Raw genomic sequence first — 14,196 nt, forward strand, 5'->3', positions numbered from 1 at the left:
TTGATGGTTCGCCCTTCAAGCTGATGTAGGAAGTCGGGGGCCGACTTTGAACCGGGAGTACGTCAGTGAGCGCCATGCCGATTGCTCTGCTGCTCACCACCGCCGCGAGCGCGGCCGTGGGCGTCGCCGTTCTGCGCACCCTGCGGGGTGTGCGTCGGCAGGTCGCAGCCCTGCACAGCGAACTCGTCGCGAGCCGTGCCGCCCTGGCACGGCCTCTCGTGCCCGCGGCGCGCGGATCCGCCGACGCGGACGAGATACGCACGGCCGTGGCCGAGGCGCTGGCCGAGGAGCGGGAGCGGGAACTCGCCGAGGCGCGGGCCTTCTGGGCCGCCCAGGAGGCGCGTGACGCCTCCGACGCGCCGTCGCTGCTCGGGCTGCCGGACAGCGAACCGTTCCTGCCGCGCCACTCGGACTTCGCGGGCCTGGACCACCTGGAGCCGGTGGCCGAGACCGGCACGGACCTGGAGGAGTTCCCCCAGACCGGCACGACCGGAGACTCGCCGGAACTCGCCGCGGCCCGCCGCCGCCACCCCTCGCACCCGGACTTCGTCCCCGTCCAGTCACCGGTGGTCGACGACCACGAACGCACGGTGGCCCGCCTGGAGGAGCTCGCCGAGTCCCGCACGGAACTGGCGGACGTCCGCCCCGGCCCGCTCGGCACCCTCGACGTCTACGTCTTCGCCGACGGCACGACCCTGTGCATGACCCCCGGCCACCGCGAGACCGCGCAGCGGCTCGCCGCCGCCCTGACGGCCGGCGAGACCCCGGTCCTGCTCGGCGGCTCCGGCGTCTCGGGCGCGTACGCCCTGACCTTCTCCTTCGGCGAGGAGAACGTCTACATCCTGGCGGACCGCGTCATAACGTCCCTGTAGCGCCCGCCCAGGGGCACGGTGCCCGCGCGCCGGAGTCGGCCGGAAGGTTCAGACCCCGGCGCGCTTCTGCGCTTCGGCCACGAGGGTGACCGCCTCGGCCAGTTCCTCCTCGTTCTTCAGTACGAGGGCCAAGTCGTGCGCGGCGACCGTGATTTGGTCGGCGGCGGCGAACATCCCGGCGTCGGGCATCTCCCGGGGCTCCCCCGACGGGTCCTCGACCCGCTGGGTGCGCAGCGCGAACTCCCTGGCCAGCCCCAGTGCCTCGGCCGCGGCACTGCGTTGCAGGCGGCTCTGCGGAGCGGCCCGCAACCGGTCGGCGAAGTGGTCCACGGCTCGGGTCAACGGCGTCGTATCCAGCACGCCGCGAGACTACGCGCAGCGGCGGGACTGTTGCCAACGCCTCAACCCTCAGGCACGGTGGCGTGAAGGACCGGCTTACATCCCCTTTGCGTTCGGAGGCGCCGATGTCCCAAGTCTTCTCCGAGGAGACCCATCGCAACCTGCTCGCCCGCATCCCCCATTGCACCGGTCGTGAGATCTCCGACTGGCTCCGCACCGTCGACGAAGGCCCCGCCCTCTTCCGCTTCGAGGAGAAGGTCAGCTGGCTCCGCGCCGAGCACGACCTCGCGTACGGCCACGCCAAAGCGATCATCCACGAGTACGACCTGAGAAGGGCCGCGCGCAAACTGCTGTGACCGCGCGCCCCGGGACGGCGGGCACGTGACGACAGGCACGTGAGGACCCGCGCCCCATGACGAAGGGCCCGCGAACCGTGGTTCGCGGGCCCTTCAGGTCGTCCGACGGCCTGTCCGGCCGCCGGCGCCGCTAGTCGTCGCCGCTGAAGATGGCGACCAGCCGCAGCATCTCGAGGTAGATCCACACGAGGGTCATGGTCAGGCCGAACGCGGCCAGCCAGGCCTCTTCCTTGGGCGCACCGTAGGTGATGCCGTCCTCGATCTGCTTGAAGTCGAGGGTCAGGAAGAACGCACCGATCAGGATCGCCAGGATGCCGACGATCGCACCCAGCGGGCCGCTGCTGCGCAGTCCGCCGTCCGGGGCGACGCCGAAGACGACCAGCAGCAGGTTCACCGCCATGACGGCGACGAACGCGATGGCGATGGTCAGGCCGATGCGCGCGTACCGGGCGGTGACCCGGATCCAGCCCGCCTTGTAGACGAGGAGGGTGGCGCCGGTGACGGCCATGGTGCCGAGCACGGCCTGGAAGGGCGCGCCGGACCAGGCAGCGTTGTACATCTCGCTGACGACCCCGAGGAAGACGCCCTCGAAGGCGGCGTAACCGAGGATCAGCGCGGGGTTGGGGGTGCGCTTGAAGGACTGCACCATCGCGAGCACGAAGGCGACCAGGGCGGAGCCGATGGCCAGGCCGTAGCTCGTGCTGGAGACCGGCAGCAGCGCCCAGGCCAGGACGGCGCCGAGGACGACCGTGCCGAGCGTCATGGCCGAACGCATGACGACGTCGTCCATCGTCATACGGCCGGTGGTGACCGGGGCCTGCGGCGGAGCGCCGTGCTGGAGGCCCTGCTGTGCGTAAGGGTTCTGCGCGTAGGGGTTCTGCGCGTAGGGGTTGCCGCCCTGCTGGGCGTACGGGTTCCCCTGCGTGCCGACAGCGGGTCCCCCGGCCTGCGGCGCCGCGTTGAAGCCCGCGTAACCGTTGTCGCGGCTGAACCCCCGTCGCGAGAAGACCGGGTTACTGCTCCTCATTTCACTCCTCCATGGCCACCTTGCGCGGCCTTGGGCTCAAGGGTAATAGGTAGGCAAAGGAATGACCCTAGTGCTTGGGGAGGATCTTTCCCTCGTCGAGCCACCGTACGCGCGTGCGTCCTCGCACGCCCGTACTGGTACTAAGCCGTGACACCGGCTCCCGTCGAGCCGGCTCCACGGAGCCCGCATGCCCTCTCAATTCGCCTTGATCCCCCGTTGTTCCCCGCTGTCAGCGCCGTTCGCCCAGGGGGAAGCCCGTGTAGCCCTCCGCGAGGTCCGCCGCGGCCGCCCGCGAGCTCGCGATCCGCTCCAGGCGGGCCAGCTGGACGCGGTCCTCGAAGGGGGTCGCGGCGGGGTCGCGGTGCAGCAGGGCGGTCATGTCGTACGAGAACCGCTCGGCCTGCCAGACCCGGCGCAGGCAGGTCTCGGAATAGGCGTCGAGCCGTTCCGCCGATCCGGTGTCCCCGAGGTGGATCAGGGCGTCGGCGAAGGTGACGACGTCGCCGACGGCGAGGTTGAGCCCCTTGGCCCCGGTCGGCGGCACGATGTGGGCGGCGTCCCCGGCGAGGAAGAGCCGGCCGTGCCGCATCGGCTCGTGGACGTAACTCCTCATCGGGGTGACGGACTTGGAGGTGATGGTGCCGCGCCGCAGCCGCCAGTCGTCGGCGGTCTCCAGCCGGCGCTCCAGCTCGTCCCAGATCGCCTCGTCGCCCCACTCCCCGGCGTCCGTCCCCGCGGGCACCTGGAGGTAGAGGCGGGAGACCGTGGGCGAGCGCATGCTGAGCAGGGCGAAGCCCCGGTCGTGGCGGGCGTAGACGAGCTCGTCGTGGGAGGGCGGGACGTCGGCGAGGATGCCGAGCCAGCCGAAGGGGTACGCGCGCTCGTAGGTGCGGGAGAGCGCGGCGGGCACGGCCTTGCGGGCGACGCCCCGGAAGCCGTCGCACCCGACCACGTAGTCGCACTCCAGCACGTCCTCGCGTCCCTCGTGCCGGAACCGCACGCGGGGCCGGTCGCCCTCGGCCCCCTCGACGGCCAGTGCCTCGGCCTCGAACAGCAGCGGACCGCCCTCCTCGAGCTGCAACGCGACGAGGTCCTTGCACACCTCGGTCTGCGCGTACACCATCACCGAGCGCCCGCCGGTGAGCGCCGGGAAGTCGATCCGGTGCCGCTCCCCCCGGTACCGCAGCTCGATCCCGTCGTGCCGCAGCCCCTCCCGGTCCATCCGCTCCCCGGCCCCGGCGGCCCGCAGCACGTCCACGGTCCCCTGCTCCAGGACCCCGGCCCGCTGCCGCCGCTCCACATGGGCGCGGTCCCGGCTCTCCAGGACGACGGATCCGATCCCGGAGCGGTGCAGCAGCCGGGCCAGCAGCAGCCCGGCGGGCCCGGCTCCCACGATCCCCACGGTGGTGCGCATCGGCCCACCCTCTCCTCTGTTCGCACAGTGAACTTTCCTTCACTTGCATGGCCCGCGAGTCTCCGCCGCCGGGGAACCGCTGTCAACGGGCGAACGCGACGCTCACCGAGCGTGACGCCGAGGGGGTGCGGAGAAGCGAGGGGGAACGGCCCCGAACGGGCCGGCGGGATGTCGCGGAGAGGGCGGCGGCGACCAGGAATGCGACCGGCGGGCCACGCTCGGAATGTTCCGACTGTGACCCGCGTCCTGCGTCACAGGGACGGGAAGTGCCCGGAACCGGACTTGAACCGGTACGCCCGCGAGGGGCAGCGAGGTTTAAGCTCGCCGTGTCTGCATTCCACCATCCGGGCGGACCATGGGCTCCGCATCGAGTTCCCGAGCCTATCGGGGAGCGTCACCCGAACAGCGGGCGTGCGTACCGATGTTGTCTTATTTTATTGGCGTCTGAGGGTGCATCAGCACACCGCACAGGCCGTCAGCACTTGCCAACAGCCTCCCGGACGCGCCGGGCCCGCGTACGCGGATTGACGGAATTTCACCGTCCGAACCCGATCACGACGAGCCTCGGCCCAGACCTCGGGCGGACTCCCGGGAGGGCGACCGCGCGACGCGCGCCCCCCGCCCCCCGGCGGCGCACTTCCCGAGGAGGGCCACAGGCCTCGCGACGCCCGGCCGGGAGGTGCCCGCACACCGCCGTGACGTCCGGTCCGGGCGTCCTCGCGGGGAGCCCCGCGGAGGGTCTCCCGGCGGTCCTGACGGCATCCGACCCGGACGGTTCTCAGGGAGCTGCGTCATACCCAGGTATGACACGGCCGCTCCCGGTCCGACCCCAGTCTGTCTCCGGAACCGGAACAGCGGGTGACTACATCCCGCGGATCGGCGCGGACGATGGAACACGTCCCCCTCGACGCCCTCGTCCCGACAGGAGCACCCTCCCGTGACCACCACCCCGCTCGCCGGCACAAGCACCGCGGTCGCAGCCCGCGCCACGGAACTGTCGAAGGTCTACGGACAGGGCGAGACCCAGGTGGTCGCCCTCGACCGGGTCAGCGTCGACTTCCGGCAGGCCGAGTTCACCGCGATCATGGGCCCCTCGGGGTCCGGCAAGTCCACGCTGATGCACTGTGTGGCGGGACTGGACACCTTCTCCTCCGGCTCGGTGCGCATCGGCGACACCGAACTCGGCTCCCTGAAGGACAAGCAGCTCACCAAACTGCGCCGGGACAAGATCGGCTTCATCTTCCAGGCGTTCAACCTGCTGCCGACGCTGAACGCCCTGGAGAACATCACGCTCCCGATGGACATCGCGGGCCGCAAGCCCGACAAGGAGTGGCTGGACCGTGTCATCAAGATGATCGGCCTCGCGGACCGGCTGAGCCACCGTCCCTCCCAGCTCTCCGGCGGCCAGCAGCAGCGCGTCGCCGTCGCCCGCGCCCTCGCCTCCCGCCCCGACATCATCTTCGGCGACGAGCCGACCGGGAACCTCGACTCGCGCTCGGGCGCGGAGGTGCTCGGCTTCCTGCGCAACTCCGTACGGGAGCTGGGCCAGACCGTGGTGATGGTGACCCACGACCCGGTGGCCGCCGCCTACGCGGACCGGGTCGTCTTCCTCGCCGACGGACGGATCGTCGACGAGGTGCACGAGCCCACGGCCGAGACCGTCCTGGACCGCATGAAGCAGTTCGACGGCAAGGGCCGCACCAGCTGACACCCCGCCGGACGGCCACCCCGGCGTCCCCGGCCGCCGCGCCACCCGGCCGGAGCGCCGGACCCGCCCCACCGGGCCGCCCCGGCGCTCCGCCCCTCCCCCGCGCCGGCCTCCCGCACCTCCTCGCACGGACCCCGTGCCCGCCCCGGCCGCCCGCGCCCTTCCGCGCGCCGGTCCGCGGCTCACCGCGCCCTCCCGCGCCCGCCCGCGACTCCTGGACTGAGAAGACCCATGTTCCGTACCGCCTTGCGCAACGTGTTCGCGCACAAGGCCAGGCTCCTGATGACCGTGCTCGCCGTCCTGCTCGGCGTCGCGTTCGTCTCGGGGACCCTGGTCTTCACCAACACCATCTCGGACGCCTACCAGAAGAGCTCCGCCAAGGGCTTCGACCAGGTCGACGTCGCCATCCGCCCCGAGAGCGCGGCGGACACGGGCGACACCGTCGGCAAGAGGCACAAACTGACCCGGCCCCTGCTCGACAAGGCGGCCGGGGTGCCCGGAGCCGCCTCCGCGATCGGTGTCGTCAACGGCTTCACCGCCATCGCCGACAAGGACGGCAAGCTCATCGGCGGCGGCTTCCAGTCGCAGGGCGGCAACTACTGGGGCGACAAGGACCCCCGCTACCCCCTGACGGCCGGGCACGCGCCGCACGGCGCCGACGAGATCGCCATCGACACCGAGACCGCGAGGCGGGCCGGCTACAAGGTCGGCGACACCGTCCGCATGTCGGTCGACGGCCCCGTCCTCGAGCCGGTCGTCACCGGCATCTTCCGCACCGACGACGGCAACGTGGCCGCGGGCGGCAGCCTCGCCCTGTTCGACACGGCGACCGCGCAGCGGCTGTTCCACTCGGTCGGCGCGTACGACGAGATCGACGTGAAGGCCGCCCCCGGCACCAGCCAGAGCGCGCTGCGCGAGGCGCTCGACGCCGTCGTGCCCGAGGACACCGCCTCCACCGTCACCGGACAGAAGCTCGCCGACGACCAGGCCGAGCAGATCTCCGCCGCGATGAGCGGGATGAAGACGGGCCTGCTGGTCTTCGCCGGCATCGCGCTGTTCGTCGGCACGTTCATCATCGCCAACACCTTCACCATGCTGGTCGCCCAGCGCACCAAGGAGCTGGCGCTGCTGCGCGCCGTCGGCGCCTCCCGCCGCCAGGTCACCCGGTCGGTGCTGATCGAGGCGTTCGTGGTCGGCGCGGTGGCGGCCGTCGGCGGACTCGCCGCGGGCATCGGCATCGGCGCCGCGATGCGCTCCCTGATGGGCACGCTCGGCGCCACGGTGCCCGACGGCCCGCTGGTCGTCTCCCCCGGCACCGTCGGCACGGCGCTGCTCGTCGGCGTCCTCGTCACGATGCTGGCCGCGTGGCTGCCGGGCCGCCGCGCCGCGAAGATCCCGCCGGTCGCCGCGATGAGCAGCGTCCACGCGAAGGCGACCACGAAGTCCCTGGTCCTGCGGAACACGATCGGCGCCCTGTTCGCGGCCGTGGGTGTCGCCGTGGTCCTCTACGCCACGACGATGGACGGTTCGGACGGCCAGGCCCCGATGGGGCTGGGCGCGGTGCTGCTCATCCTCGGCGTCTTCGTCCTGACGCCGCTGCTGTCCCGCCCGCTGATCGCCGCCGCGGCCCCCGTCCTGCGGGTCTTCGGGATCTCCGGCAAGCTGGCCCGGCAGAACTCGGTGCGCAATCCCCGCCGTACGGCCGCCACCGCCTCGGCGCTGATGATCGGCCTCACGCTGATCACCGGTATGACGGTGATGGCGGGCAGCCTCCAGAAGTCGATCGACAAGATGGCCACGTCGGCGATCAGGGCGGACTACCTGGTGTCGATGGCGAACGGCAACTCCCTCTCCCCCGACGTCGAGAAGAAGCTCGCCGCCGTCGACGGGGTCACCGGCATCAGCGGGCTGCGCAACGCCCCCTCCCGCATCGACCGGCAGACCGAGTTCCTGACCGGCGTCAACGGCGCGGCGATCGGCGAGCTCACCGACCTCCCCGTCACCGACGGCTCCTTCGAGGTGGGCGGCACCCGGGTCGTGGTCGACTCGGACACGGCGAAGTCCCACGGCTGGAAGGCCGGTTCCGGCTTCCGGGTCTCCTACGAGGACGGCGCGAAGCAGAACCTGACCGTCGCCGGGGTGTACGAGGCCAACGAGATGATGCGGGGCATCATGCTCGACAACGCGACGCTCGCCCCGCACCAGCGTGACGCCTCCGACATGCAGGTCATGGTGAAGACGGCCGGCGGGGCCTCGGACACGACCAAGGACCGGCTGGAGAAGGCCCTCGGCGACAACCCCGCCGTCAAGGTCCAGGACAAGCAGGACTTCTCCGACAGCATCGCGCAGATGTTCACGCTGATGCTGAACATGCTCTACGGCCTGCTCGCGATGGCGGTGATCGTCGCCGTCCTCGGCGTCATCAACACCCTGGCGATGTCGGTCTTCGAGCGCTCGCAGGAGATCGGGATGCTCCGCGCGATCGGCCTGGACCGCAAGGGCATCAAGCGGATGGTCCGCCTGGAGTCGCTGGTCATCTCGCTCTTCGGCGGTGTCCTCGGCATCGGTCTCGGCGTGTTCTTCGGCTGGGCGGCCGGTGAGCTGCTGGGCAGCAGGATGTCGACGTACGAACTGGTGCTGCCCTGGGGCCGGATGGCGGTCTTCCTGCTGCTCGCGGCGACGGTCGGCGTCCTGGCCGCGCTCTGGCCGGCCCGCCGGGCGGCCCGTCTGAACATGCTGACGGCGATCAAGTCCGAGTAGCGGGACGCGGCGGAGGGGCCGCCGCGACGGCCCGAGGACACGCGGGGAGGGGGTCCCGCTCCATCAGGAGCGGGACCCCCTCCCCGCTGCGTCGCGCCGCCCCGCCTCGCCTCAGTTCCAGGTCCTCGCCCGCAGCGGCATCCCGGACGCGCCGGTCCCGCCGGAGGTCCTCACCGCCAGGACCTGGTTGACACCGATCTGGTTGCGTTCGAAGGCGACCGCGCTGGCCGCCATGTACAGGCGCCAGACACGGGCCCGGCCGGCGCCGGTGAGCCGGACGGCACGGGACCACCCGGCCTCCAGATTGGCGACCCAGCGGCGCAGGGTGAGCGCGTAGTGCTCGCGCAGGGCCTCGACGTCACGCACCTCGAACCCGGCCCGCTCCAACTGCGCCACGGTCGTCCCGACGGGCGCGAGTTCACCGTCGGGGAACACGTAGGCGTCGATGAACGCGTCGACGGCGTACGAGGACTCGTCGCGCTGCGGGCGGCGCGCGATCTGGTGGTTGAGCAGCCGGCCGCCGGGGTCGAGGAGACCGCCGAGCACCTCGGCGTACTCCAGGTAGCGCTCGGCGCCGACGTGTTCGGCCATGCCGATGGAGGAGATCGCGTCGTAGGGCCCGTCGGCGACGTCCCGGTAGTCCTGCACCCTGATCTCCACCCGGTCGGTCAGGCCCTCGTCGGCGACCCGCTTGCGGGCGTACGCGGCCTGTTCCTGCGACAGCGTCACCCCGACCACACGCACGCCGTGGTCGCGGGCGGCGTGCACGGCCATCGAGCCCCAGCCGCAGCCGACGTCCAGGAGCCGCTGACCGGGCTTCAGGGCCAGCTTCCGGCAGACGAGTTCGAGCTTGTCGTGCTGGGCCTCCTCCAGGGTGCCGCCCTCCTCCCAGTAGGCGCACGAGTAGACCATGGACGGACCGAGGACGATCTCGTAGAAGTCGTTGCCGACGTCGTAGTGGTGGCTGATGGCCCGCCGGTCGCTGCGTCTGGTGTGCAGGTGGCGGCTCCGGCGCACCTCCTCGGCGGGCGGGGCGGGCGGCAGCGGCGATCCCGCCATCCGCACCAGCCCGCGGACCGCGGCGCGCACCTCGGGGTCGCGCAGCGCGGCGACGGGTCCGCGCGCGTCCTCGGCGCGTTCCCAGACGACACCGGACAGCAGGTCCAGGGCGGAGTACAGGTCGCCCTCGATGCCCAGGTCACCGGCGACCCAGGCACGGGCGAGACCCAACTCGCCCGGTTTCCACAGCAGTCGGCGCAGGGCCCGCCGGTTGTGGACGACGAGCACCGGAGCCGCGGGCGGGCCCGCCTCCGAACCGTCCCAGGCGCGGACGCGCAACGGGAGCGGGGCTCCCAGCAACTGTCCGACAAGGCTTCTGAGCCGCGGCGCGGCGTCCTGCATGGCGTACACCTCCGAGACAGCACTCCCGAACGCTCCGACACCCGGTAAACATCTACCCGCTCGACGCGTGGTCCCCCGTCCGCGACACAGATTCACAAAACATGCGCACGGACCGTGCCGTGCGAGCCGCGCGGCGCCCACCGGGCCGCGGGACGGGGAAACGCCGAAGGGGCCGCCCGCACCACGGATGGCGGGCGGCCCCTTCGGGGCGTTCGGTGACCGGAGGTCAGGAGGCCTTGGCCTTCTCCTCGGTCTTGACGGCGGGCGCCGGGGCGGCCGGAGCCGGCTTGGCGGCCTCGTAGAACTCCTCGCGCGGAGTCTCCATGGCACCCAGGGAGACGACCTCGCGCTTGAGGAACATCCCGAGGGTCCAGTCCGCGAAGACGCGGATCTTGCGGTTCCAGGTCGGCATGGCCAGACCGTGGTAGCCGCGGTGCATGTACCAGGCGAGACGGCCCTTGAGCTTGATCTTCATCTTGCCCATGACGATCATCGCGACGCCCTTGTGCAGACCGAGACCGGCCACGGCGCCCTTGTTGGCGTGCGCGTACTCCTTCTGCGGGAAGCCCCGCATGCCGGAGATCACGTTGTCGCCGAGGATCCTGGCCTGACGCAGCGCGTGCTGCGCGTTCGGCGGGCACCAGGCGTTCTCGACACCGGCCTTGCGGGCGGCGACGTCCGGCACCTGGGCGTTGTCGCCCGCGGCCCAGATGTAGTCCGTGCCCTGCACCTGGAGCGTGGTCTGGGTGTCCACGTGGCCACGCGGGCCGAGCGGCAGACCGAAGCGGGAGAGAACGGGGTTCGGCTTGACGCCGGCCGTCCAGACGATCGTGTTGGAGTCGACCTCGAGGCCGTTCTTCAGCACGACGTGACCGTCGACGCAGGAGTCCATCGAGGTGGAGAGGTAGATCTCCACACCGCGGCTCTCCAGGTGCTCCTTGCCGTACTGGCCGAGCTTGGGGCCGACCTCGGGAAGGATCTTGTCCGCGGCGTCGACGAGGATGAAGCGCATGTCCTCGCGGGACACGCTGCTGTAGTACTTGGCCGCGTCGCGGGCCATGTCCTCGACTTCACCGATCGTCTCGGCGCCGGCGAAGCCGCCGCCCACGAAGACGAAGGTCAGCGCCTTGCGGCGGACCTCCTCGTCCGTGGTGGAGTCGGCCTTGTCCAGCTGCTCGAGAACGTGGTTGCGCAGGCCGATGGCCTCCTCGATGCCCTTCATGCCGATGCCCTGCTCGGCGAGGCCGGGGATCGGGAAGGTGCGGGAGACCGCGCCCATCGCGATGACGAGGTAGTCGAAAGGCAGCTCGTACGCCTCGCCCACGAGGGGGGCGACCGTGGCGACCTTGCGGTCCTGGTCGATGGTGGTGACCCGGCCGGTGAGGACCTCCGCCTTGGGAAGTACACGCCGCAGCGGGACGACGACGTGCCGCGGGGAGATGCTGCCGGCGGCTGCTTCGGGGAGGAAGGGCTGGTAGGTCATGTACGACCGGGGGTCGACGACCGTGACGGTCGCCTCTCCGTAGCGCATCTGCTTGAGGATGCGCCGAGCTGCGTACAGGCCTACGTACCCACCGCCTACTACGAGGATCCTGGGACGCTCCGTGGTGCTCATGCCATCGAGTATCCACCCGCTTCCGAGGGGTCGCTCGTGCGCCCCTTCACAAGCTCCGGCAGGGCCTCTGCTACACTCCGCCGCCCCCTCGGCCGGGGCCATGGCGGCAGGGGTGGACCGCCGGGCGGTTCGTACCGTTGTCAACACCGTGTGAGCTGCGGACCGACCCGTTCGGCCCAGCGGACCACACCCGCGCTCCACCGCTCCGAAACGCGGTCGCAACGCTTCACCGAGCATGCTGCCGGACCGTCCGGGCCCCCCGGAAGGACCCAAGTGGCCCCTTCGTCGCCCGGGAGGGCCTTTTTCCTTGTGAAGAACTTCACGAAGTTTCTCGACGGGGCCTCTCCGGAGGGGTTCCAGGACCCCTTCCGGCACGCTCATACGTTATCCGTTCCGCTCAGCCGAGGCTACTGATCGGTAGCAAAGGAGACCCGTGCCACGTCGCCGGACAAGGCGTCCGGAGCCCCCGCGGCGGCCGGGGGACGACGGGGCCCCGGTCCCCCGTGAAAGGGGCCCCGGGGCCGTCTCGTGCCCGTTCTCGACGGGCCGGCGCACGTCAGTCGCCCTGCCCGCCGGCCTCGGCGTCCTCCGCCACCTGGAAGGCGATGCCGTCGAGGATGTCGTGCTCGCTGACCACGACCTCCTCCGCCCCGGTCCGCTCCATGATCGAGAGCAGGACGAGGGCGCCGGCCCCGATCACGTCCACCCGGCCCGGGTGCATCGAGCCGATCGCCGCGCGCTCGGCGTGGGTGGAGCGCAGCAGCCACTCGGTGATCTCGCGGACGCGCGCGAGGGAGACCCGGGAGTGGTGGATCCGCTCGGAGTCGTACTCCTGGAGGTCCTGCGCGATCGCCGCGATCGTGGTGACCGAGCCGGCCAGCCCCACCAGGGTGCGCGCCTCGCGCAGCGGGACCGTCTCCTCGGCGAGGTCGAGGGCGGCCTCGATGTCGGCGCGCATGGCCGCGACCTGCTCCGCGGTGGGCGGGTCGGTGACGACGCCGTCGCGGACGAGGTGACGTTCCGTCATCCGTACGCAGCCGATGTCCACGGAGCGTGCCGCACGCGCGTGTTCGGTTCCGACGACGAACTCGGTCGAACCGCCGCCGATGTCCACGACCAGGTAGGGCGTGGCGAGGTCGTCGCGCCCGGCCAGCTCCCTGGTCGCGCCGGTGAAGGAGAACTCGGCCTCCTGGTCCCCGGTGACGACCTCCGGCTCGACGCCGAGGATGTCCAGGACCCCGCGCACGAACTCGTCCCGGTTCTCGGCGTCCCGGGAGGCGGAGGTGGCGACGAAGCGCAGCCGCTCGGCGCCGTGCTCCTTGATGGCCTCGGCGTAGGCGCGGCAGGCGGCGAAGGTCCGCTCCAGGGCCTCCGGGGCGAGCCGTCCGGTGCGGTCGACGCCCTGGCCCAGCCGGACGATGGTCATCCGCCGGTCCAGGTCGGTGAGTTCGCCCGTCCGCGGGTCGGCGTCGGCCACCAGGAGCCGGATGGAATTGGTACCGCAGTCGACGGCGGCGACGCGGGTCACCGGCCGTCCTCGCCGGACTCGCCGGACTCCGCGGACTCGCCGGCCGGTGCGCCCGGGGCCGTCACGCACGCCCCCTTGCGCCACCACTCGGGCAGCATCGCGATGGCCTCGTCGCCGAGCGGGTTGACGCCCGGACCGGCGGCCAGCGAGTGCGCCACCAGGACGTGCAGGCACTTCACCCGGTCCGGCATGCCGCCCGCGCTCGGGAAGCCCTCCAGGACCTCGATGGCGTCACGGCGCGCGATGTAGTCCTCGTGGGCGGCGCGGTAGGCCGCGGCCAGTTCGGGGTCGGTGGCCAGCCGTTCGGTCATCTCCTTCATGACCCCGTTGGCCTCCAGCGTCCCGATCGCGGACGCGGCCCGCGGGCACGTCAGGTAGTACGTGGTCGGGAACGGCGTCCCGTCGGGGAGGCGGGGCGCCGTCTCCACCACGTCCGGCTGGCCGCAGGGGCAGCGGTGCACGATCGCGCGCAGCCCGCGCGGCGGCCGGCCGAGCTGCTGCTTGAAGGCCTCGACATCGGCGTCGGTGGGCTCGGTGCGCGGGGTGGTGGGAGGTGGCGTTTCCATGCCGTGAGTCACGTGTCTTTCTGGTTCAGTTCATGGGTCGTCAGTGGTCGGCGGCGTCGGACCTGTCCACGCCGTCCCAGACATCGGTGTACCAGGGGCGCTCGGCGGCGCCCCGTTCGGCACGGGCCTGCTTGGTGGCGTCCGGGTCGATCACGACGTAGCCGGTCTCGCCCGGCATCACGTAGTGCAGCCGCTGCCTGATCTGCTGCTTCGCGTACGCGTCGTCCTGCCAGCGCGCCTTGAGGTCGCGCAGCTGCTCGACCCGCTGCCGGGCCTGCTCCCGCTGCCGCTCCAGTTCGCCTATCTGGGCGCGCTGGGAGACGTACTGCCGCATCGGGTAGGCGAGGGCGACGATCAGGGAGCACAGGACCATGGCGAGCAGCGCGGCCCGGCCGGTCAGCCGGGAGCGGCGCGCCTGCCGCTTGGTCTGGGAGCGGTAGACCCTGGCCGCCGTCTGCTCGCCGAGCAGCTTCAGCCTGGTCGAGGTGGAGAACCGGTCCCGGTCCTTCACGGCCATGAGTCCCGCCTCCCCAGTACCGGCCCGCCGTACGGGCCCGTCACGTGCGTACGTCCCCGCACACGGTACGGGACCGGGTACGGGGACGTACGG

General features: G+C 71.6%; 12 protein-coding genes and 1 tRNA gene. 4 read left to right on the forward strand and 9 right to left on the reverse strand.

Annotation, left to right across the window (positions count from 1 at the left end; all coding sequences use genetic code 11):
- Positions 1 to 65: 65 nt before the first annotated feature.
- A complete protein-coding gene (locus CW362_RS19045) occupies positions 66 to 872 on the forward strand; it encodes a hypothetical protein (RefSeq protein WP_103550710.1) in 807 nt (268 codons plus the stop codon).
- 48 nt (positions 873 to 920) lie between these two features.
- On the opposite strand, the gene CW362_RS19050 is transcribed toward CW362_RS19045, so the two are convergent.
- The gene (locus tag CW362_RS19050; protein WP_206300988.1) at positions 921 to 1,232 is read right to left on the reverse strand and encodes a hypothetical protein; all 312 of its coding nucleotides are present in this window, start codon (positions 1,230 to 1,232) and stop codon (positions 921 to 923) included.
- Positions 1,233 to 1,336: 104 nt separating this feature from the next.
- Between CW362_RS19050 and CW362_RS19055 the strand changes: the two genes are divergently transcribed.
- Complete coding sequence (locus CW362_RS19055) at positions 1,337 to 1,567, forward strand: DUF4287 domain-containing protein (protein ID WP_103550712.1); 231 nt, start codon at positions 1,337 to 1,339, stop codon at positions 1,565 to 1,567.
- A gap of 130 nt (positions 1,568 to 1,697) precedes the next feature.
- Here the strand turns inward: CW362_RS19055 and CW362_RS19060 are convergent, their stop codons facing one another.
- The 3 genes from CW362_RS19060 to CW362_RS19070 all read right to left on the reverse strand — a co-directional run bounded on the left by CW362_RS19060 (position 1,698) and on the right by CW362_RS19070 (position 4,358).
- Positions 1,698 to 2,594 (reverse strand): Bax inhibitor-1/YccA family protein, encoded by an 897-nt coding sequence (locus tag CW362_RS19060; protein WP_103550713.1) that lies wholly within the window; start codon positions 2,592 to 2,594, stop codon positions 1,698 to 1,700.
- A 229-nt stretch (positions 2,595 to 2,823) separates the two neighbouring features.
- Positions 2,824 to 4,008 carry a 4-hydroxybenzoate 3-monooxygenase gene (locus tag CW362_RS19065; protein WP_103550714.1) on the reverse strand — a complete coding sequence of 395 codons (1,185 nt, stop codon included), beginning with the start codon at positions 4,006 to 4,008 and terminating at the stop codon, positions 2,824 to 2,826.
- A gap of 267 nt (positions 4,009 to 4,275) precedes the next feature.
- A tRNA-Leu gene (locus CW362_RS19070) sits at positions 4,276 to 4,358 on the reverse strand.
- Between the two features lie 587 nt (positions 4,359 to 4,945).
- On the opposite strand from CW362_RS19070, the gene CW362_RS19075 reads away from it, so the two are divergent.
- Complete coding sequence (locus CW362_RS19075; protein ID WP_103550715.1) at positions 4,946 to 5,716, forward strand: ABC transporter ATP-binding protein; 771 nt, start codon at positions 4,946 to 4,948, stop codon at positions 5,714 to 5,716.
- Between the two features lie 231 nt (positions 5,717 to 5,947).
- Positions 5,948 to 8,476 carry an ABC transporter permease gene (locus tag CW362_RS19080; RefSeq protein ID WP_103550716.1) on the forward strand — a complete coding sequence of 843 codons (2,529 nt, stop codon included), beginning with the start codon at positions 5,948 to 5,950 and terminating at the stop codon, positions 8,474 to 8,476.
- A gap of 111 nt (positions 8,477 to 8,587) precedes the next feature.
- Here CW362_RS19080 and CW362_RS19085 read toward each other — a convergent pair whose 3' ends face one another.
- The 5 genes from CW362_RS19085 to CW362_RS19105 form a co-directional block, all read right to left on the reverse strand.
- Positions 8,588 to 9,877 carry an SAM-dependent methyltransferase gene (locus CW362_RS19085; protein ID WP_103550742.1) on the reverse strand — a complete coding sequence of 430 codons (1,290 nt, stop codon included), beginning with the start codon at positions 9,875 to 9,877 and terminating at the stop codon, positions 8,588 to 8,590.
- Positions 9,878 to 10,103: 226 nt separating this feature from the next.
- A complete protein-coding gene (locus CW362_RS19090) occupies positions 10,104 to 11,492 on the reverse strand; it encodes an NAD(P)/FAD-dependent oxidoreductase (protein ID WP_103550717.1) in 1,389 nt (462 codons plus the stop codon).
- 556 nt (positions 11,493 to 12,048) lie between these two features.
- Positions 12,049 to 13,020: a Ppx/GppA phosphatase family protein gene (locus CW362_RS19095; RefSeq protein ID WP_103550718.1), complete on the reverse strand. Its 972-nt coding sequence runs from the start codon at positions 13,018 to 13,020 to the stop codon at positions 12,049 to 12,051.
- A complete protein-coding gene (locus CW362_RS19100) occupies positions 13,017 to 13,586 on the reverse strand; it encodes a DUF501 domain-containing protein (RefSeq protein ID WP_103550719.1) in 570 nt (189 codons plus the stop codon). Before CW362_RS19100 ends, CW362_RS19095 begins: the two co-directional genes overlap by 4 nt.
- Before the next feature lie 40 nt (positions 13,587 to 13,626).
- Complete coding sequence (locus tag CW362_RS19105; RefSeq protein WP_103550720.1) at positions 13,627 to 14,103, reverse strand: FtsB family cell division protein; 477 nt, start codon at positions 14,101 to 14,103, stop codon at positions 13,627 to 13,629.
- Positions 14,104 to 14,196 lie beyond the last annotated feature (93 nt).

The sequence above is a fragment of the Streptomyces populi genome, assembly GCF_002911015.1.
In the GTDB taxonomy this organism is placed as follows: Bacteria; Actinomycetota; Actinomycetes; order Streptomycetales; family Streptomycetaceae; genus Streptomyces; species Streptomyces populi.